This is a genomic window from Sphingomonas sp. IC-56 (genome assembly GCF_021043375.1).
In the GTDB taxonomy this organism is placed as follows: domain Bacteria; phylum Pseudomonadota; class Alphaproteobacteria; order Sphingomonadales; family Sphingomonadaceae; genus Sphingomonas.
Genome location: NZ_JAJNDV010000001.1, coordinates 339,156 through 359,151 on the forward strand (window position 1 = coordinate 339,156; position 19,996 = coordinate 359,151).

A 19,996-nucleotide genomic window follows, 5' to 3' on the forward strand; every position below is an offset into this window, starting at 1 on the left:
TCCCCGGCGCGTCCCGCAGCGCCTGCGCCAGCCCCGGATTGTCGTTCCGGCAGCCATGATAGAAGGATATCCCCTGGCTATCCCCGATCGCCCGCGTCCACGTCACCTGCGTACTCGGCATATCCGTAGGCGCATGCACGCAATTCGCCTCGCCCGGCGCATAGCGCACCTCTCCGTTCTCAGGCCGATACGCCGCCAGCGCACCCGCGAACGCATCATATTGGGCGCGGCTCAGCGTGAACCGCCGCTCACCCGTAACGGCAGTGAAGCGCTTGCCCTCGAACACCCCGGTCCCGTCCGGCCTCACCGTCACCGCATAGACCGGGCACGCGCCGAAACAGGGCGAAGTCTCCAGCCGGATCGAATCGGCTTCGATCGCCACCGGCGTCCCGCCCGGCCGCGCACCCTCGCCCGCGCACCCTGCCAGCACCAGCGCCGCTGCGCCCATTGCCATCCACTGCCTGCCCATAACGGCTCCCTTGTCCGGATCACGCGCCGCCACTGGCGCGTTCCCCCCGCACGGTCTACTTGGCGCGACCAAGTTTGCAGGAGAATGAACCGATGCGCCCATCCGGCCGCGCCCCCGACGAAATGCGTGCGATCACGCTCGAACCCAGCTTCACGCGCCATGCCGAAGGGTCGGTGCTGATCGGCTTCGGCGACACCCGCGTGCTGGTCACCGCCAGCATCGAGGAACGCATTCCGCCTTGGCTGCGCGGCAAGGGCGAAGGCTGGGTCACCGCCGAATATGGCATGCTCCCCCGCGCCACCCACACCCGCGGCGCGCGCGAAGCGGCCAAGGGCAAGCAGTCGGGCCGCACCCAGGAGATCCAGCGCCTGATCGGCCGCTCCTTGCGCGCCGTCACCGACCTCAAGCTGCTCGGCGAGCGCCAGATCACGCTGGATTGCGACGTACTCCAGGCCGATGGCGGCACCCGCACCGCGGCGATCTCGGGCGCCTGGGTCGCGCTGCGCCTCGCCGTCAACAAGCTGATGGCCGAGGGCAAGCTGACCGCGGACCCGATCACGCAACAGGTCGCCGCCGTCAGCTGCGGCATCTTCCAGGGCAATCCCGTCCTCGACCTCGACTATGACGAGGATTCGAACGCCGACGCCGACGCCAACTTCGTCCTGCTCTCCGACGGCAAGATCGCCGAGGCGCAGGCCACCGCCGAGGGCGCGACGTACGACGAGGAAGGCCTGCTCCGCCTGCTCCGCCTGGCCCGCATCGGCTGCAACCAGATCTTCGCCGCGCAGTTGAAGGCGGTACAATGACCGGACCGAACGAAGGGGTGGGCGGCGACGCCCCCCAGGCCATCCGCAAGCTCCAGCCGGGAAAGCTGGTGATCGCCAGCCACAATCCCGGCAAGGTGCGTGAAATCCGCGCGCTGCTCGGCCCCTATGGCATCGAGCCGGTCTCCGCGGCCGAGCTCGACCTGCCGGAGCCCGAGGAAACCGGCACCACCTTCGTCGCCAATGCCGAGCTGAAGGCGCTCCAGGCCGCCGACCTGTCGGGCCTGCCCGCGCTCTCCGACGACAGCGGCTTGTGCGTCGAGGCGCTGAACAATGAACCCGGCATCTTCTCCGCCCGCTGGGGCGGCGAGGGCAAGGACTTCGGCCTCGCCATGCGAAAGGTCGAGGATCGCCTGGCGGCACTCCCACCCGAAACTAGCCGCGCAGCCCACTTCATCTGCGCCCTCGCGCTCGCCTGGCCCGATGGCCATGTCGAGTGGTTCGAAGGCCGCGTCGACGGCACGCTCGTCTGGCCCCCGCGTGGGGACAAGGGCTTCGGCTACGACCCGATGTTCGTCGCCAACGGCAAGGACGAAACCTTCGGCGAAATGGACCCGGAGACCAAGCACGCCATGAGCCACCGCGCCGACGCGTTCCGCCAACTCGTCGCCGCGGTATTCTGAGCCAAGCCAGGCGATCAATATACTCCCTTTGTCATCCCGGCCTTGAGCCGGGTGACGGAAGGAAACTCAAGCCCCCACCAACTCCGCCAGCGCCGCCTCCCGCACATCACGAGCCAAGGCGTCCACCCGCGCCACATCCGCGTCCCAAGCGAACATGAACCGCGCGCCCCCGCCGATGAAGGTGTAGAATCGCCACCCCCGCGCCCGCAGCGCCTCCAGCACCGGCTCAGGCGCGCGCAGGAACACCGCATTGGCCTCCACCGGGAACATCAGTTCGATCCCCGGCAGCCCGGCCACCGCCTTCGCGACCCGCTGTGCGCAGTCATTACCATGCTCGGCATTGCGCAGCCACGCGCCGCTCTCGAGCAGCCCGACCCAGGGCGCCGACAGGAATCGCATCTTGGACGCCAGCTGCCCGGCCTGCTTGCAGCGATAATCGAAATCTTCGGCCAGCGCGGCGTCGAAGAACAGCACCGCCTCGCCCACCGCCATGCCGTTCTTGGTGCCGCCGAAACACAGCACGTCGACCCCGGCCTTCCAGGTGATTTCGGCCGGCGAACAACCCAAGGTCGCGCAGGCATGCGCGAACCGTGCGCCATCCATGTGCAGCCGCAGCCCCAGTTCGCGGCACGTCGCCGACAGCGCGCGCACCTCGGCGACGCTGTAGACCTGCCCGGTCTCGGTAGGTTGGGTGATCGTCACTACCCGCGGCTTGGGAAAATGGATGTCCGACCGGCTCGTCGCCAGTCCGCGCACCGCCTCGGGCGTCAGCTTGCCGCCGGCGGTCTGCGCCACCAGCAGCTTGGACCCGTTGGAAAAGAACTCGGGCGCGCCGCACTCGTCGGTCTCGACATGCGCCGAGGAGGAACAGATCACGCTGTGATAGGACTGCCCCAGCGACGCCAGCGCCAGCGAGTTGGCAGCAGTCCCGTTGAACGCGAAGAACACCTCGCACCGCGTCTCGAACAGCGTCCGGAATGCGTCCGACGCCCGCTGCGTCCACCCATCCTCGCCATAAGCCGTCGCCGAACCCGCATTCGCCTGCGCCATCGCATCCCACGCTTCGGGGCAGATCCCGGCATAATTGTCGCTGGCGAATTGTTGAGCTTGATCGGTCACGCGCACTGCCTCTTCACTGGTTCAGGCACCAGGAGACGGAACGACGCGTGGCTTGGAACCCGATGGTTGCCGGTCCGGCCACATCCCCCCGCTTGTCAGCAGAGGCACCACCTTGCTCGGGAGCAGGTTGGTGCCAGGCGTCGGCCCGACTCTTGATGCGCAGCCCCGATAACGCGACGCGGCCGGCCACGCAACCCGCTGCACCGCAGCATCAGCAACCTGGAGGAAGGAGATTTCCGCTCGACGCGGCGGTGGTGGACAGGGCTGGATTCGAACCAGCGTACGGGAAACCCGGGCAGATTTACAGTCTGCTGCCTTTAACCACTCGGCCACCTGTCCAAACAGGCGCCGCGTCGAGCGAGGGGGCCCAATGCCGAAGCGAACCGCCCCTGTCAACGCCTTGCGTCATGCTTCCTTGCCGCATAGCGTCGCGGGCATCCTTTTCTCCGTCCAAGGCCATCAATGCGCAAAGCACTCGCTCTCGCCGCCGTCGCCCTTATCGCCACGCCGCTTGCCGCCCAGCAGGTCGACCGGGCCGAAATCGCCCGCATCATCGATGAAGGCATGAACCGCTCGGAAGTCATGGTGACGTCCCAGCACATGACCGACCGCATCGGATCGCGCCTCACCAACTCGCCGGGCATGCGCGCCGCCGAGGACTATACCCTGTCGCGGTTCCGCGCCTGGGGCCTGAAGAACGCGCACAAGGAAGGGTTCGAGTTCGGCCGCGGCTGGTGGGCCGAGCGCCAGAGCGCGCGCATGATCAGCCCGCGCCCGATCGATCTTACCGGCATGGCGATCACCTGGACCCCGGGCACGCCCGGCAAGATCAGCGCGCCGATCGTGGTCGCCCCAATGAGCGATGAGGATCATTTCGCACGCTACCGCGGCCAGCTCGCCGGCAAGATCGTGCTGGTGACTTTGCCCAATGACGGCTCCGAGCCGGGCGAAGCGCCCTTCCGGCGGCTGAGCGGCGACGATCTCGCCAAGCTCGACGTGTATCAGCAGCCCAATTACGATCCGGAAGCCGCCGACCGCCGCCTCAAGCGCCTCGATTATTCCAAAAAGCTCGACAGCTTCCTCAAGGCCGAGGGCGCCGTGGCCTATGTCACCATGAGCCCGCGCGACGGAAAGCTGCTGCATGGCAGCGGCTATCTGTTCGGCGTGGGTGAGACTCAGCAGGTCCCCGGCTTCGAATTCGCCGCTGAGGATTACCGCCGCCTCGCCCGCCTCGCCAAGAGCGGCCCCGCCCCGGTGGTCGAACTCGAAAGCGTCGTTCATTTCGAGGATGCCGATACCAAAGCGTACAACATCATCGCCGACATCCCCGGCACCGATCCCAGCGGCGCCTATGTCATGGCCGGCGCGCATCTCGACAGCTGGACGGCCGGCGACGGCGCGGTCGACAATGTCGCGGGCAGCGCAATGGTAATGGAGGCTGCACGCATCCTCCAGAGCATGGGCGTGAAGCCGCGCCGCACGATCCGCTTCGCGCTCTGGTCGGGCGAGGAGCAGGGCCTGCTCGGCTCGATGGCCTATGTCGAACAGCATATCGCCACGCGTCAGCCAAAGCCGGGCGCACCGACCACCGGCCTCGCCCGCTTCTATGGCTGGGCCGATCGCTGGCCAATCGTCCCCAAGCCTGGCCACGCCAAGCTGGCCGCCTACTTCAATCTCGACAATGGCTCGGGCAAGATCCGCGGCATCTATTCGGAGAACAATGTCGCGGCCGTGCCGACGCTGCGCGACTGGCTGGCGCCTTTCGCCTCGATGGGCGCGACCACCGTGGCGATGCGCAACACCGGCGGCACCGACCACATGTTCTTCTCCGGCGTCGGCATCCCGGCCTTCCAGTTCATCCAGGACCCGCTGGATTATGGCAGCCGCCTGCACCACACCAGCGCCGACACGTTCGACCATCTGAAGCCTGCCGACATGCGTCAGGCCTCGGTGATCCTGGCCGCGTTCCTGCTCCAGGCCGCCAATGCCGAAAAGCCGCTGGCGCGCGTTCCCTTCCCCAGCCAACCGGGCGTTACCAACCCGTTCGCTTACCCCGATCCGGATGATCTCGACTGATGGCACGCAAAGGACACCGCCCGAGCAAGGCCGCCCCGTCACGCCCGCGTTTCTACGGGCGTCACGCGGTCTATGCCGCGCTCGACAATCCCGAACGCAAGGTGCGAAAGCTCTGGGGCACGCACGAGGCGCTGGGCGAGATCGTGCTGCCGCCCGAAATCCCGGTCACCTATGCCGATGCCGCCGATCTTGGCAGGCTGGTGCCCAACGATGCCCCGCATCAGGGGCTCGTCGCCGAAGTCGATCCGCTGGAGGAGATCTGGCTGGGCGACCTGCTGGAACAGGGCAAGGACGACAACCGTCCGCTGATCGTGCTCGATCAGGTCACCGATCCGCACAATGTCGGCGCGATCCTGCGTTCGGCCGCGGCGTTCGACGCGCTCGGCATCATCACCCAGGACCGGCATGCGCCGCCTGAATCGGGCTCGCTCGCGCGTTCGGCCTCGGGCACGCTGGAAACCGTGCCCTGGGTGCGCGTGGTCAACTTGGCCCGCGCGCTCGATGAAATCAGCGAGGCCGGCTATTGGCGCATCGGCCTGACCGGCCATGCCGATGGCACGCTCGCGCAAGTGATCGGCAACGCGGCCAAGATCGCGCTGGTGTTAGGGGCCGAGGGTGAAGGCATGCGCCAGAACACCGAGGCGCATTGCGACCAGCTCGCAAAGCTGCCGATCTCGTCCAAGGTCGAAAGCCTGAACGTCTCCAACGCCGCCGCGGTCGCCCTCTACGCCGTCACCGCGCGAGGGTAACTAAAAGCACTAACAGTTCCCCGGCGCAGGCCGGGGCCCAGTTTCGCGATGTTCGCGGCGGCGTGATGCCGCCGCGGCCATCAAACCCGCGGATCAATCCTCTTCGGCGATCCGCACGCGCAGCCCGTCCAGCGCATCGCCGAACGGGATCTGGCACGACAGCCGGGAATATTCGTCCCGCGTCAGTGCGCTATCCAGCAGGTCGTTCTCGTCCTCGCTGATCGGCGGCAGTTTGGCCTCAAATTCCGGGTCGACATGGACGTGGCAAGTGGCGCAGCTGCAGCAGCCGCCACAAATCGCCAGCAACTCGTCAAAGCCATTGTCGCGAATCACTTCCATCACGCTGAGGCCCGCATCGCCCGTGACCGTGCGTTCTTCCCCATTCCTGGTCACGACGGTAAGCTTCGGCATGGCAATCTCCTTTGTCGGCCGCGTCCATGCCGCCGAACCACGCGCACTGCAAGGATCGCTCGGATGGGTTTGAGTGCCGAACAGCTGAAGGCGTCGATCGATGCATTGGCGCAGATCGAGCCCGGCTTCGCCGCCGCGCTCAAGCGCGCCGGCTACCCCGCCCCGCGCATCCGTGATCGCGGCTACGAAACCCTGTTGCGCACCATCGTCGGCCAGCAGGTCAGCGTCGCCGCCGCAGCCTCGATCTGGAACAAGCTTGCCGCCGCTCTAGGCGACCTCACCGATCCCGCCACCGTCGCAAACGCTTCGGACGAAACCCTGCGCGCCGCGGGCCTCTCGCGGCAAAAGGCCAGCTACGCCCGCAGCCTGGCCGAGGAAGTCACCACCGGCCGTCTCGACCTCCACAACCTGCCCGAAGACGATGAAGAAGCCATCGCCGCGCTCACCCACATCAAGGGCATCGGCCGCTGGTCGGCGGAAATCTACCTGCTCTTCGCCGAGGGACGCCCGGACGTCTGGCCGGCCGGCGACCTCGCCGTCCAAATCGAGATCGCCCGCATCCTCGGCTATCCCGAGCGCCCCTCGGAAAAGCTCCTGCGCAGCTGGGCCGAACCCTGGCGCCCCCATCGCGGCGCCGCGGCGATCTTCGCCTGGCACCATTACAAGACCGACATGGACGTGATCTAGGCGCCCAGCGCCTCCAGCCCCATCGCGATCGCGCCCAGCGGCCCGGCCATCGTCCCCAGCCCCGGCGCGCCCAGCCGCCGGTCGAGCTCGCCGGCATAGCTCGCGATCGAGCCATAGCCGCCCAGGCTCTCGGCAAGCCGCGTTCGCAGCCGCTCAAACAGGTGCTCGCGCGCCGCGATTACCCCGCCGCCGATCGCGATCCGCTCAGGCGCATAGCCCATCACCAGATTGTGGAGCAGCCCGGTCAGGTCGTGCACGAACAGATCCCATTGCGGCCCGTCCTGCGGCAATTCCTGCCCGGGACAGCCGAACCGCTCGGCCAGCGCCGGCCCCGAAATCAGCCCCTCGACGCAATCGCCATGGAAGCGGCACCAGCCCGCAAAGCTGTCGCCCGCCGCGCGCGGCACGCGCATATGCCCGGCCTCGGCATGGGTCACCCCCTGCACCGGCTTGCCGTCCACCACCAGCCCGACGCCCACGCCGGTGCCGATGGTGATATAGGCGTGGGTATGCAGCCCCTGCGACGCGCCCCAGCGCGCTTCGGCGATCGCCGCGCCGTTCACATCGGTCTGGATCGCCAGCGGCTTGGCGTAACGCGCGCGCAGCCGCTGCACCAGGTCGGTGCCCGTCCAGCCCGGCTTGGTCGTCGCGGTGATCGATCCGAAATCGAGCGCCGCCGGATCCAGCTGCACCGGCCCGAAGCTGCCAATCCCGATCGCGTCGAACTGCCAGCCGTCCAGCACCGCCTCGATCGCCGCCAGCGTCGTCGCGGGGTCCGATCCGGTCGGGATCGTGCGGGTTTTGCGAACATCCTCGGGCCCGGTGGCCAGAAGCGCGATGCATTTGGTGCCACCCAGTTCCAGGCCGGCGATCAGCGGAGCAGTCGTCATGGCGCCCGGCTAGCCCAAGCTTCCGCCAAACGCCACTGGTTGCGCTACCGTAGCTTCGAAGGAGCACGCACCGGCTTCAAGATCCTCCCCCGGAGGGGGAGGTGGCACGCGCAGCGTGACGGTGGGGTATTCTCCTCATGAGACATTGCTCGCGGCTAGTACCCCTCCACCAGCTGCGCTGGTCCCCCTCCCCCTCCGGGGGAGGATCAAGACCCTCAGCTCCGATCGAACGCCACCACCAGCCGCTCCGCGAACGCGCCGTTCTTGCGCAACCGCCCCGCACGCCCCGCCGCCCGTCGCAGCCCCGGCTGGCACAGCAGCGGCTTCAGCATCAGGTGCAGCGTCGCCAGGTTGATGTGCAGCCCGAAGCACTGGTGCAGCCCATAGCCGAAATGGATGTAGTCACTCGGCGGCCGCCGCACATCGAACTGCCTCGGATCAGCCACCCGCCGCGGGTCCATCATCGCCGAGGCGAAGGCGGCAAGCACCGTCTCCCCCGCCTTCACGCGCGCTTCATGCGCCGTCCCCCGCGCGATCACCCCATCGGCCAGCGCCACGCGCGGCAGCCCCGGCGCCAGCGGATCGAACCGCATCCCCTCCAGCACATAGGCCCGCAGCAGCGCGTCATCACCGGCCAGCGCCGCCGCCTGCGCCCCCGCAAGCGCTTGCGGGCGTCGCAACAGCTGCTCCATCGCCTGGGGCACCACCATCGGCGGCTGCGGCGGCCCGCCAACGATCATCCCCATCAGCGCGGTGCGGATCTCGACATCGCCAAAGCCGCTCTCTCCCGCCGCCTGCATCGCCAGCGCGCGCGACAGCACATCGTCCTTGCCCGGCGCCACCTTCCGCAGCGCGATCTGCGCATCGATATGCGCGCGCAGCGCCGGGGCGATCACCTCCACCTCCGCGCGGAGCGCAGGATCATTCCCCTGGTCGGCGAACTGGAACTCGAACAGCCGCGTCGCCCACACGCGCAGGTCGCCACCCGCCGGCCATGGCACACCCAGATAATCGCTCAGCACCTCGAACGTGACTTGCCGCACCAGCGTGTCGACCACGTCGATCCGCCCGCCACTTGCCTGCACGACCTCGCCCGCCCGCCGCTCCACCCGCGCGGCAAGCGCCGGCAGGTCACCCGGCAACACCACTTTCCGGAGCGCCGCGACATCATGCCGGTATTGCGGCGTGTTCCCCATCCCCAGGAAGAACGGCTCGCCGCCCATGATCACGTCCAGCTTGGGGCCATAGGTCACCCCAAACAGCGCATCATTCAGGAACACCTCGCGCACATCGTCATGGCGCGACGTCAGCACCATGCCCCCGACCCTCGCCACCGGCTTCCACCGCCGCAGGAACGCGAACGCATAAGGCATGGCCGAAAACACCATCTGCCCCAGCCACCGCTTGATCCCCCTGGGCCCAGGCCGCAGCACGTCGGTCGAGGTCAGCGGATTCACAGCGCCTCCAGATATCGCAGCGCCGGCATGCTCGGCAGAAAGAAATATTCCCCGCCCGCCATCTGCACAAAGGTTTCGACCTCCACGATCCGCCGCAACGGCGTCTCGGGAATGGTCAGCTGGCCCTTGGGCCCGATCAGCGGATCGACTTCGTCGTACAGCGTCGCAAAATTGGGATTGAGCACCCAGGTCTGCTGCACGAACTCGAACTGGCGCGTGATGTCGGTGTTGAGGCAGATGAACAGCAGCCCGCGGTCGACGCCATCGTCCACGGTCGGGTCGGCAATGGTCGGCCCGAACTTGCGCGCCCGGCGCAGGATGCGGTGGTTCTTGGACGCGTCGAGCAGCGTCTGCTTGTCGGCAGGCGTCGGCGCCAGCCCGTCGCGCGGATTGCCCCGCCGCACATGGCTGCCCAGCGGGCACCCCTGCCCCAATCGGTCGCGGTCCCAGAAGCCGAATTCGTTGTCGGGCTGGTCGTAACGGTTGGGCGGCAGCGTGCCCGCGGGGCACAGCAGATTGCCGTCGCGGTCGCGCCCCACCACCCGCGATGCGATCCAGTCCTGATCAATCTGCGCACTATGTTCGGGGTCATCCTGCGTGATCCGCGCGGCATTGGCGCGCATCGATTGCCAAAAGGCGGCGACATCCTGCTTCAGCTCGCGCACCACCATGTAGCTGCCGTTCAGCCCAAGGTCGAAAAACCCTTCGCCGCGCGGATGCGGCTTCAGCCCAGCGCTGCGCGCAGCATCGCCATCGGGCACCACCGGCCCCGCGGCGACTTCGTTATGGCCGTTCTTGTGGCCCATCAGGATCTCGCCCAATGGCACGCCGTTCCACGGATCGTTGGGCGCATCCGCCCCGCCCATCGTGACCACACCGGCCTCAAAGGGCTGGGGCTGCGACACACCATCGGCAAAGCCGAAATGCTCGCGCGCGATCCCGCGTTCATCCAGCCGCAGCTCCAGCGGCAGTCGGTGCACCACGCGCACGCCGTGCGGCGCCAACGTCTCGCTCACCGCCGCGCACCACGCGTCGGCGCTCGCCTCGTCCGCCTCGTACAGCAACAACAGCGCGTGGACGGTCACCGGCGTCGTGACCCGCTGCTCAGCGGGCGCGGGACCATCCTCGTCGAACGCGTGCGCGTCATCGCCGATCGTCGCGGCATCCAGCGGCGTGTTGCCGCTCCACTTGGGACCACCCGGGATCACCGTCTCCAGCCACTTGCCTTCGCGCCGATCGCCCAGCCGGCGCAGCCGGTCCTCCTGGAACATGCCTTCCTTGAACGGCCGGTCGAACGAGGCGAGCGTATTCGCGCCCAGCCCCATTTTCCGGAGCCCTTCCCAGGTAAGGCCGATCGCCGCCGATCGCGGGTCCTTGCCATCGGCATCGGTGATCGGCGCCACGCCCTGCAGTGCCGCCAGCCACGCTCCACCCTTGTCGCGCAGCGCACCGTCCCATCCGAACGCGAGGAACAGCGCGCGGCCCGTGGGCAGCGTGGCAAAGCCGCTCACCACCATGCCTTGCGTATCCGCGTCATACGGCGGCGCCAGCTTCCAGCTCGGCGGCCCCTTCGCGCCCGGCGCGCTGCTCACAGGTCCTCGATCCATAGCGCGGCCTCCTTGTCGGTCAGGGTCGGTTTCCGCAGCCCCAGCGCGATGCGGTAATTGCGCTCGATCTGGTCGGCGGTCAGATCCTTGTACGCCGAATACCAGAAGCGGCTGACCGTCATCGAATGCCGCGCCCATTGCTTGAACTGGCTGCCATGGCTCGCCCCGTCCTTGACCAGGAAGCGCGTGGGCGGAAAGCCGACGCCACAGCTCCAGGCGAGCGTCAGCCCAGCATGCGCCTTCTCGATGAAGTCATCGAGATAGCTTTCCCAGGTCTGGTCGAAGTTGGAAAAGAACATCAGCCGGCTGCCATTGTTGACCCGGGCCCAGTGCGCGAAATGGATGGTGCGCATTGATCCCAGATAGCCGCTGCGCGCGATGATCCGCAGCAACAGCCCCAGCCCCAGATGGCCGACGCGGATCAGCACCGCGCGCAGGATGCCCGGCTTGATCAGCACGATGGAGCCCATGTGATTCTGCGGGATCCAGTCCTCGCGCCGCGCCATCTCACGCAGCATCCTGTCGTCCACCGGCGGCGCGTCCTGCGACGAATCGCTGCGCTCCAGCACGCGCAGCCAGAACACCAGTCCAGCCACCGTAACCGGCAGGCTCACCAGCCCCCAGGCCAGCCACTCCAACATCCCGCGCCACGCGTCCATCGCCGCGCGCCCGGTCAGCAGCATCGACACCGGCGTGCCGATCGCGCCCACCACGATCAGGTAGACCAGCAGGAACAGCGCGAGCGGCAGCAATTGCTTGAAGAACAGCGTCAGGAAACTGAACCGCGTCGGCGTCGCCGTGCCCGGCAGCGCAACGCCGATCCGCTTCAGCGCCATCGCAAATCCTGCGAACAGCACCGCCATCAGGATCAGGTAGCGGGGCCAGGGCATCTCGAAGATCAGGATCAGCCCGGGCAGCGACAGCGCGAACACCAGCGCCAGCACGAACCCGGTCAGCCGCGCCCAGTCGCCGACATTCTCCGCAGTAGTGATACGCGGCGGCGCCTTGTCGCCCAGCCAGCCGAAATGCGGCAACAGCGCCGCGCGCAGCAGCGCGTGGATCGCGCTCGGGGTCATGCGCCGATACGGGTTCGGCCCAGCGCCTGGCTTGCCGGCAAGCTCCACCCGCGTCGCCTTGAACAGCGCCGCTTCGCTCAGGATGCGGTCGCGCGCCATGCCGCGATTGCCATGGTGGTACACGCTCGGCGTCAGCGACCGCGCTTCCAGATAGGGTGCAATCGGCGCGCGCGAGCCGGGCTCGGTGACGGCCCGGTACAGCTCCCCGTCGCGCGTCAGCGGCTGCTTGCAGCACCGCAGCATCACCCGCAGATCCTCTCCGATCGCCGCTTCCAGCTGCGCCCAGAACGGGCCTCGCTCGCCATCGAAATTGGCCTCGATCACGAACAACGGATCGTAATCGAACCCCGGAAACACGCTCAACGACAGGAAGTGCAGCGCCGGCACCCGCGTCAGGAAGTCGGCGAACGGCCCCACCCCGCCCGACGGATCGGTGCTGCGCCGGTCGCGCAGTGCGTCGAGCAGGCTCGATAAATGGTCATAGCTCTCGGGCTTCACCTCGAGCGCCACGGACAGCGTCGTCTGCCGCATGATGTTCCCCCTGACGGCTGGCCCCCACCAACCGGATCAAGCGAACTGTCTCACGCGAAATCCTACAAGAACAGTACAAAATCACGCTCCGGACGAACCGCATCCAAAACGGGACCTTCTAGTTGCACCAATTCAATTCGATCAACGACTTAACAAAAGCCCCGGCACTAGGCCGGGGCAATATGGACCTTCTTCTCGGGCCTCTATCGGACACTCAACCAAAGCCGCCATGGTCGAACGAGTCCAATCCGGTGTCGACGCTCAGCAGCGAATCCGCATCGCTGTTCAGCCCCAGCAACGCGCCATCACCGCTCAGGTCCACGTTGATCAGCGCCGCATCTTCGTCTTCATAGCTGCTGTCAGACTGCGACCCGCCTAGATCGTTCTCCACGTCGAACCCGGCACTGTTCACCTGGTCATAGCTCGAACTCGACCCGTCGCTTCCAGTCTCGGAAGCATGGTATTCGCTCTGCGCGTCACCCTCCAGGAAGGTGTCCAGATCGATCGTCAGCTCCGACGAATTCGACGTCTCGCCATCCGCACTCTCGCTCGTGTTCTGCGTGCCCTCGATCGTCAGCCCCGCGACCGAGTCCAGCGTGCCGAGCAGCGATCCGGACTCGCTGCTGCTGTCGCCATCGTCATTGCTCTCGATCGAACTGCCGGTGCCGCCCAGCAGCCCGTTCAGGCCAAGCTCGGTCGACAGCGAGCCGCTGTCCGAACTGCTGCTGCTCCCATCGGCATTCTCGATGTCGGTCGAGCTGGTCTCGCCGTTCACCAGCGCAGCCGCCTCAAACGCGCCAACCAGCGCGCCGGAGTCGCTGCTGGTGCTGCCGCCTTCGTCGCCGGTGGTCGCGTTGGCATTGTTCATCGCCGCACCGAACATCGCGCCGACATCCAGGCCGCCGGTGAACGAAGCGGAATCCGTGCTCACGCTGCTGCCATCGGCAAACTCGGTATCGTTTGAACTGGACTGGCTGTTCAGCGTGCCATCGGCATAGCTGTCGCCCATCACGCCATTGTCCGAGCTGCCGATGGTCTGCTCGTACCCACCCGGCTCACCCCCCGTCGTGATCGAGCTTCCCTGCTCGCTCAGATTGTAGCTTGTGCCGGTGTCGAAGCTCAAATCCTGCGCGCTGCTATCCGACGACGTGCTCGTCACGTCGTTCGACGCAGGCTGGGCAGGTTCCGCGGCCGATTGCGGCACGGGCTCCACCGGCGCGATCGGGGCTCCGGAAGCTGGCGTCGCCGCGGCCGGCGCTTCTGGCGCGGCAGGCTGGGGGCTGCCCTCCAGCGTGCTGGCGCTCATGGTTCCTTCGGCGTTCCCGGGCCCGCCCATCGGCTGCGGGGCCTCGGCGGCGGTTGGTTCAGCGTATTCAGCCATTGCTCATGCTCCTTGTACATGCTCTCCACGGGGCGCCTGGCGGCTCATTCCTCGCGGAAGCTCTTGCTCATCGCGTCGCTGAACGGGGAGAAGAGATAGTCCAGCAGCGTGCGGTCATGCGTCTTGATGTTGACGCTCGCCGGAATGCCGGGCTGCAACTCCACTCCCGCCTGACGCAGGATCGAAGGGTCGTTGAGCGCGATCTGCGCCTTGTAATAGCCCGCGCCGCCGCTCCCGCCGTCGACCCGCGCGGGGGACAACGTGACCACCCGCCCCTTGAACGTGCTCTGCCCATGGGGATTGACGGTGGAAAAGCGCACGGTGGCTTCCTGGCCCAGCCGCACATCGTCGATATCGTCGGGCGCGATCTGCACGTCGACGATCATCGCCCGGCCGTTCGGCACGATCTCCATCAGCGTCTTGCCGCCGCTGATCACCTGGCCCGGCCCGACATCGGCAACGCCCGAGACACGCCCGTCGACTGGCGCGCGCATGACGTCGAGATCGGCATAATAACGCGTGACGTCCAGCTGCGGGCTCACCTGGGCCAGCTGATCCTGCACCGACTTCAGTTCCGAAACGGTGCTCATCTGCTGCCCGTCGGTGGTCTTGCGCAGGCTCAGCTCAGCCTCACGCACCGCCGCCTCGCTTGCCGCCACATCGGCCTTCAACTGCGCCTCGTTGCGCTCGAGCGACCGGATCGTGGTCTTGCGCGCAAAGCCCTTGGCGAACAGCATGCGATAATCGCCCAGTTCGTCCTGGATCAGCGCCAGCTGCTGTGCCGACGCCGCCGCTCGCGCCCGTGCCGAGGCCACTCGCGAGGTGGAAATGTCCTGGTCCGCGCTCAACAGCGAACGGTGCTTGTCGAAGATCGCCCGCTGCGCGATCATCGCGTCGCGCACCGCCGGATCGTTCCACCGCGCCGTCAGGTCCGGCGGAAACGTCAGCACTGCCCTGCCGTCGCGCTCGGCCAGCAGCCGCGCCTCGGTCGCGCGCAGCGCATCACGCCGCGCCTGCGCCTGCTTCAGCTGCGCGCCCGACTTGACGCCGTTCAGCCGGGCCAGCGGTTGCCCCGCCTTCACCATCTGCCCTTCATGAACCAGCATCTCGCCGACCAGGCCCGAAGAGGCAGGCTGGATCAGCACCTTCGACCCGCTGACCGACACCTCGCCATTCGCCACCGCCGCGCCCGAAATCGGCACGAAGGCGGCAAACAGCAGGAACAGCCCCAGGAACACCGCCGCGCCGATCAGACCAAAACGGATCGCGCGCCCCGCATCGTCGAGCGGCCGCACGTCCAGCCGCCGCATGCGGCGCTCGATCAGCCGGCGGGGCAAGGGCAGCGATGCGCCGCTCGGTCCACCGAAATGGGGGAATTCCAGCTTCATGGTTCGGTCACCTCCACCACCGGTTCGCGCGAGACGGATCGGACGATCTCGGTACGCACCTTGCGGAACACCCGCGCCCGCGGCCCATCGAGTTGCAGCTCGCCATTGTTGAGCACGATGACGCGATCGACATGCGCGATCGGGTTCAGGCGGTGCGCGATCAGCACGATGGTCGAGCCTTCGTCCTTCAGCGTCTGGAGCGCGGCGGCGAGCGCTTCCTCACCCTCGGCGTCCAGGTGCGCGTTGGGCTCGTCGAGCACCAGCAGTCGCGGCGATCCGAACATCGCCCGCGCCAGCCCGATCCGCTGGCGCTGCCCGCCCGACAAGCCGCCGCCGCCGGCACCCAGCTCGGTCTCATAGCCTTCGGGAAGCGCCATGATCATGTCGTGGACGTTCGCGCGCTGCGCCGCCTTGATCACTTCGTCGTCGGGCGCATCGGTGAATCGGGCAATGTTCTCACGGATCGTGCCGGGGAACAGCCCCACGGTCTGCGACAGGTAGCCGACATAGCGCGACAGGTTCTCGGCGGTCCAATGCCGCCCTTCTACGCCCCCAAGCAACACCTTGCCCTGCGTCGGGTCGGTCGCGGTGACCATCAGGTGCGCGAGGCACGACTTGCCTGCACCCGAAGGGCCGACGATGCCGATCGCCTCGCCTGCGACGATCTCCAGATTGATGTTCTTGAGCGACGGCCGCTTGGAGCCTGGGGGCACATAGAACATGTCGCGGATCGAAATATCCACGTCGCGGTCCGGCAGCTTCATCCGCGTCGCTGGCGGCGGCGTGAGTTGCAGCGCCTTCTGCACGCGCCGGCCCGCCTGCACGGCGTTGGCAATGGTCCGCCAGCCCGACACCGCCACTTCGAGCGGAGCGAGCGCGCGCCCGAGCAGCATGTTCGCGGCAAAGATGCTGGCGGGCAGCATCGATCCCTCGATCACCAGATAGCCGCCGATTCCGATCATCGAGCTTTGCAGCACCAGCCGAAGGAAGCGGATGGAAGATGCGAAGTCGGCGTTGCGGTCGCTGCCCTCGGCCTGACGCCGCATCATCGTGTCGCGGTCGACGTGCCAGCGCACCGCAAGCCGGTCGGCCATGCCCATGCCGCGCACGGGTCCGGCATGGCGCGCCACCGCGTCGGTGAACAGGTAGCTGCGGTTGGCCGCTTCGCTGGCGATCTTGGAACTCTCGCGCGTCGCCCGGTCGTTCCAGAACGCCATCGCCATCAGCATCAGCGCGCCGGCAATCGCCACGCCGCCCAGCAGCGGATGGATGATGAACAGCACCAGCAGGAACAGCGGCATCCACGGCACGTCGAAGAAGAACTGCGCGCCCTGCCCCGCCAGCGCAGATCGGAACGCGTCCAGATCGCGCAGCGTCTGGGCATTGCGCATCGCCGCGCCGGCCTTGGGCGCGCCATCGATCGTCGCCTGGAACACGCGGTGCGCCAGGATGCGGTCCAGCCGGGCCGCGGCACGGATCAGGATGCGCGCACGCACTGCGTCGAACACCGCCATGGTGCCGAGCGCCAGCAACAGGGCAAAGCTCAACGCGATCAGCGTGGTCACGCTGCCGCTCGGGATCACCCGCTGATAGATCTGGATGAGGTAGATGGGCGAAGCGAGGAACAACAGGTTCACGCCGCCCGAGAAGATACCCGCGGCGATCAACAGCTTCTTGCACTGACCCAGAGCAGAGGCGAACTCGTCGCCCTGCTTCAGCTCGGCCGAGCGCATCGCACTATCGAGTGCGATGACTTCGGCGGCGGCATCATCCAGCCGCTCCTTGTATTCCTGCGCTTCAGCCGGCGTGGTCGGTTCTGACTTCATACGCGCCTCACAGACCGAACGGATGATGGTCGGATCCGCCATCGGACCCGCTGGTGTCGTCATGATGCCCGCCAAGCAGGCTGCTGTCGGAATCGTCCGCCGCGAGCAGGTCCAGCGTTCCAAATCCCGGATCGCTTGCCGGTTCCGGCACCGGAGCCTCGACGGCATGGAGGTCGAACATGTCGGTGACGGAGACCAGGCTCACCAGCGTCGCCACCCCGCCCTCAGGATCGCTCCCGGCAAGGCCCTCCAGCGTATCGCTCACTGCGCCGACGGTCGCGGACACAGCGTCACCTGTGGTATCGGCGATCGGCGACACCACACCCTGCGCGATCGCGGCCGGTGCGCCTGCCAGCGCTTCTAAGGGTTCAGCGGTTGCGCTCACCGCCGGGGCAACGACATCGCCGGCCACGGTGTCGATCGCCTGGGCAACGCCACCCGCCACCTCTCCGACCAGATCGATCGCCGGCGCGACCAGCGCATCTGTAACGGGCGCGGGCACCAGCGTGTCCGCCACTGCCCCGACGGTATCGAGCGCGGGATCGACGACGGCATCGGTCACGGCGCCGGGCGCCTGTCCGACCGTGTCGACCAGCGCCGCGGCACCATCCAGCGCTGGCGTTACTGCCGCCACCGTGACGGCAGCCGGCACCTGCGCCACACCTTCGACCAGGTTGGTCGCGGTATCCAGCGCCGGAACCAGTGCCTGGTCGACCAGCGCCGGCGCCGCCTGCGCCACGCTATCGACCAGCGCGGGCGCTGCTCCAACGACCCCGCCGACGATTGCTGCCGGTGCCTGCACCAGCCCCTCGATCAACGTTTGCGTCCCGTCCAATGTCGGGGCGATGACGCTTGAGACCATGTCGCCGGCAAGTTGCGCCGCCCCATCAGGACCACCCGTCATGGGCGCAGCCGGCGCATCGCTTCCCAGCGGCGGCTGCGGCGCGGTCGACCCGCTGCCGCTGGGCTGCGGCACGCCGTCGCCCGACAGGCCTGCCGGCGTAAACGGCGCGGGAGCGTCACTCTGCTGCGAGGTGACCGGCGCAGGGGCCTGGAATGCGGTTGCCGGCGAAGAAATCAGGAAGGATGCAGGAGCACCCGCGTCGGAGAGCGCAGTGTCGCTCGATACTGCATCAACAGGCGTCCCATACGGCGCCGCTGTCGCGGCACCAGTCGCGGCTGGTGCGCCGCCGCCGGAAGTGCTCGCAGGTGTCGCACCGGCTACCGCGTCGTCGCTGCGCGCCTCGCGCACTACGAAACCATCGTCGCTCTGTCCGCCATACAGGCTCAGATCGCCTGTGGAGCTTCCAAGCAGACGGTTGTCCGGATTGAACAGGATCGGATTGTCAGCCACGTGAACCTACCGCCTCCCTTGCCGGAACGAAAAGGGCGGGCCGTTGATCGACCCGCCCCTTTTTGTCGACTTGCGCGCCGGATTACTGATCCGAGGTCGAGTCGTTGGAAGACGAGAAGCTGTCGGTCACGCTGCTGAGCAGACCGTCGGTGCTGGTGTCGAGACCAAACGAGTTGTCGGTCGAGTTCGCTTCGACATTGCCGTCTTCGTCAGCCGAATAGCTGTCGGTCGAAGAAGAAGCATCCAGACCAATCGTGCTGGTCAGATCGCCCATGAAATCGCTGCTGTTGCTCGAGGTATCGCTCGAAGAGCTGTCGTCGCTGCTGAAGATATCGCTGAGGGGACCCATTGAACTTCTCCTAGATGATACTGCGGTTTACTTCCGCGCTCTCTGGAACGCGATGATAAAACCAGCAAACCGCGCCATACGTTCCAGTGTATTTTCCCGCATCTTCCGCCAGCGTCGCATTCGACCACACGGGCATTCTGTTCCGGTTCGTCAACAACCGCGGATTTCCACCGCAGTTTCACGCATCATCAACCATAACCCATGTGGCGTCTGAGACTTTTGCGCACCCTATTGATCAGAGCGGGCACGGGGAAATGCCGCTTTATCAGCTTCTTCCATCGTTCCCGCAGGGATCTCGCCGCCCTGCGCGGCGCGGAACTGGCTGGGATCCATCCCATGCGCCCGCCGGAACGCGCGCGAAAAATGGCTGCGGTTCAGATACCCGATCCGCGCGGCAACGCTTTTTACTGGCAGACTGGTGGAGCGCAGCAACTCTGCCGCATGATCGAGCCGCGCCTTGGCGACGAACTGCATCGGGTTCATCCCCGTCGCGCGCATGAAATGGCGGATAAAGGTTGCGCGGCTCATCCCGACCAGCCCGGCGAGCGACGTTATGCTGTGCGCCGCGCCCGGGTCGGTCAGCACAGCGCCGATCACGCGCGCCACCCGCGGGTCGCTATGCGCCTCGCCCTGCGCCAGCTTGCGTGCCGCCTGCACCAGGAACAGCTTCATCAGCGCCGACGCGATCAGCACCGTTCCCGTTCCCGGCTGGTCCAGCTCGGCTTCCAGCGTCGTCAGAAGCGCCTCGGCACCCGGCGCGGCGTGCAGGTCGTGCAGCAATGGCCGCCGCAGTGCGTCGCCAAGCCCCAGCGCCACGCTCGCAGTCAGGCTTACATTGCCGATCAGCACCCGCACCGGCGTTCGCGCGCGAGCGCCACGGCTCCGCTCGGCAACCAGCCGCAAGGCCTTGCCAGTGGGCAGCAGCATCGCGCACCCCTTGGGCAGCGTCTGCGCCGGCAGGCCGTCGACCACGGCCCGCACCTTGCCCGACAGCACGCAGTGCAAGGTGATGCTGGCGGTGCCGTCATCGTCGAACGGCACGTCCGAATGCAGTTCACACAGCGCAAGCCGGTCGACCGCCCCGTCCAGCGTTCCGGGGAGTGGCGTGATCAGCACGTCGACAGGCAAAGCGGGTTGGGTCGCCGTTGCCGGCGGGCGCGCATCCTTAGCGATCGATCC

At 67.2% G+C, this 19,996-nt stretch carries 18 protein-coding genes, 1 tRNA gene and 1 riboswitch; of the genes, 5 read left to right on the forward strand and 14 right to left on the reverse strand.

Features of this window, described 5'->3' with window-relative positions:
• Positions 1 to 469 (reverse strand): DUF6438 domain-containing protein (locus LQ953_RS01820; RefSeq protein ID WP_231028731.1); only part of this gene is annotated, 469 nt, incomplete at its 3' end.
• Between the two features lie 92 nt (positions 470 to 561).
• On the opposite strand from LQ953_RS01820, the gene rph reads away from it, so the two are divergent.
• Together rph and rdgB are read left to right on the forward strand one after the other, a co-directional pair.
• Positions 562 to 1,275 (forward strand): ribonuclease PH, encoded by a 714-nt coding sequence (gene rph, locus LQ953_RS01825; RefSeq protein WP_231028732.1) that lies wholly within the window; start codon positions 562 to 564, stop codon positions 1,273 to 1,275.
• A complete protein-coding gene (gene rdgB / locus LQ953_RS01830) occupies positions 1,272 to 1,916 on the forward strand; it encodes an RdgB/HAM1 family non-canonical purine NTP pyrophosphatase (RefSeq protein ID WP_231028733.1) in 645 nt (214 codons plus the stop codon). The genes rph and rdgB overlap by 4 nt, the downstream gene beginning before the upstream one ends.
• Before the next feature lie 66 nt (positions 1,917 to 1,982).
• Here the strand turns inward: rdgB and LQ953_RS01835 are convergent, their stop codons facing one another.
• The gene (locus tag LQ953_RS01835) at positions 1,983 to 3,035 is read right to left on the reverse strand and encodes a threonine aldolase family protein (protein WP_231028734.1); all 1,053 of its coding nucleotides are present in this window, start codon (positions 3,033 to 3,035) and stop codon (positions 1,983 to 1,985) included.
• Between the two features lie 52 nt (positions 3,036 to 3,087).
• A riboswitch (SAM-I-IV-variant riboswitch) is annotated at positions 3,088 to 3,199 on the reverse strand.
• Positions 3,200 to 3,287: 88 nt separating this feature from the next.
• Positions 3,288 to 3,374: transfer RNA gene (locus LQ953_RS01840), tRNA-Tyr, on the reverse strand.
• Positions 3,375 to 3,497: 123 nt separating this feature from the next.
• Between LQ953_RS01840 and LQ953_RS01845 the strand changes: the two genes are divergently transcribed.
• On the forward strand, positions 3,498 to 5,111 hold the full coding sequence (locus LQ953_RS01845) for a M20/M25/M40 family metallo-hydrolase (protein WP_231028735.1): 1,614 nt from the start codon (positions 3,498 to 3,500) through the stop codon (positions 5,109 to 5,111).
• Positions 5,111 to 5,860 (forward strand): 23S rRNA (guanosine(2251)-2'-O)-methyltransferase RlmB, encoded by a 750-nt coding sequence (gene rlmB / locus LQ953_RS01850; protein WP_231028736.1) that lies wholly within the window; start codon positions 5,111 to 5,113, stop codon positions 5,858 to 5,860. Before LQ953_RS01845 ends, rlmB begins: the two co-directional genes overlap by 1 nt.
• A 93-nt stretch (positions 5,861 to 5,953) precedes the next feature.
• Here rlmB and LQ953_RS01855 read toward each other — a convergent pair whose 3' ends face one another.
• Positions 5,954 to 6,271 carry a 2Fe-2S iron-sulfur cluster-binding protein gene (locus LQ953_RS01855; protein ID WP_231028737.1) on the reverse strand — a complete coding sequence of 106 codons (318 nt, stop codon included), beginning with the start codon at positions 6,269 to 6,271 and terminating at the stop codon, positions 5,954 to 5,956.
• A gap of 63 nt (positions 6,272 to 6,334) precedes the next feature.
• Between LQ953_RS01855 and LQ953_RS01860 the strand changes: the two genes are divergently transcribed.
• Positions 6,335 to 6,958: a DNA-3-methyladenine glycosylase family protein gene (locus LQ953_RS01860; RefSeq protein WP_231028738.1), complete on the forward strand. Its 624-nt coding sequence runs from the start codon at positions 6,335 to 6,337 to the stop codon at positions 6,956 to 6,958.
• On the opposite strand, the gene LQ953_RS01865 is transcribed toward LQ953_RS01860, so the two are convergent.
• The 10 genes from LQ953_RS01865 to LQ953_RS01910 form a co-directional block, all read right to left on the reverse strand.
• Positions 6,955 to 7,848 (reverse strand): ROK family protein, encoded by an 894-nt coding sequence (locus LQ953_RS01865; protein ID WP_231028739.1) that lies wholly within the window; start codon positions 7,846 to 7,848, stop codon positions 6,955 to 6,957. The genes LQ953_RS01860 and LQ953_RS01865 overlap by 4 nt on opposite strands.
• A gap of 215 nt (positions 7,849 to 8,063) precedes the next feature.
• Positions 8,064 to 9,305, reverse strand: a complete 1,242-nt coding sequence (locus LQ953_RS01870; RefSeq protein ID WP_231028740.1) for a cytochrome P450 — start codon at positions 9,303 to 9,305, stop codon at positions 8,064 to 8,066.
• On the reverse strand, positions 9,302 to 10,912 hold the full coding sequence (locus tag LQ953_RS01875; RefSeq protein ID WP_231028741.1) for a Dyp-type peroxidase: 1,611 nt from the start codon (positions 10,910 to 10,912) through the stop codon (positions 9,302 to 9,304). The genes LQ953_RS01870 and LQ953_RS01875 overlap by 4 nt, the downstream gene beginning before the upstream one ends.
• Complete coding sequence (locus LQ953_RS01880; protein ID WP_231028742.1) at positions 10,894 to 12,519, reverse strand: hypothetical protein; 1,626 nt, start codon at positions 12,517 to 12,519, stop codon at positions 10,894 to 10,896. The genes LQ953_RS01875 and LQ953_RS01880 overlap by 19 nt, the downstream gene beginning before the upstream one ends.
• A 214-nt stretch (positions 12,520 to 12,733) precedes the next feature.
• Positions 12,734 to 13,900 (reverse strand): hypothetical protein, encoded by a 1,167-nt coding sequence (locus LQ953_RS01885; RefSeq protein WP_231028743.1) that lies wholly within the window; start codon positions 13,898 to 13,900, stop codon positions 12,734 to 12,736.
• 44 nt (positions 13,901 to 13,944) lie between these two features.
• Entirely contained in the window at positions 13,945 to 15,288 is a 1,344-nt protein-coding gene (locus tag LQ953_RS01890) for an HlyD family type I secretion periplasmic adaptor subunit (protein WP_231028744.1), read from the reverse strand.
• The gene (locus LQ953_RS01895) at positions 15,285 to 17,114 is read right to left on the reverse strand and encodes a type I secretion system permease/ATPase (protein WP_231028745.1); all 1,830 of its coding nucleotides are present in this window, start codon (positions 17,112 to 17,114) and stop codon (positions 15,285 to 15,287) included. The genes LQ953_RS01890 and LQ953_RS01895 overlap by 4 nt, the downstream gene beginning before the upstream one ends.
• Positions 17,115 to 17,121: 7 nt before the next feature.
• Positions 17,122 to 18,468, reverse strand: a complete 1,347-nt coding sequence (locus LQ953_RS01900) for a hypothetical protein (protein WP_231028746.1) — start codon at positions 18,466 to 18,468, stop codon at positions 17,122 to 17,124.
• A gap of 82 nt (positions 18,469 to 18,550) precedes the next feature.
• The gene (locus LQ953_RS01905) at positions 18,551 to 18,817 is read right to left on the reverse strand and encodes a hypothetical protein (RefSeq protein ID WP_231028747.1); all 267 of its coding nucleotides are present in this window, start codon (positions 18,815 to 18,817) and stop codon (positions 18,551 to 18,553) included.
• A 228-nt stretch (positions 18,818 to 19,045) separates the two neighbouring features.
• Positions 19,046 to 19,945 (reverse strand): helix-turn-helix domain-containing protein, encoded by a 900-nt coding sequence (locus LQ953_RS01910; protein ID WP_231028748.1) that lies wholly within the window; start codon positions 19,943 to 19,945, stop codon positions 19,046 to 19,048.
• Between the last annotated feature and the right edge of the window lie 51 nt (positions 19,946 to 19,996).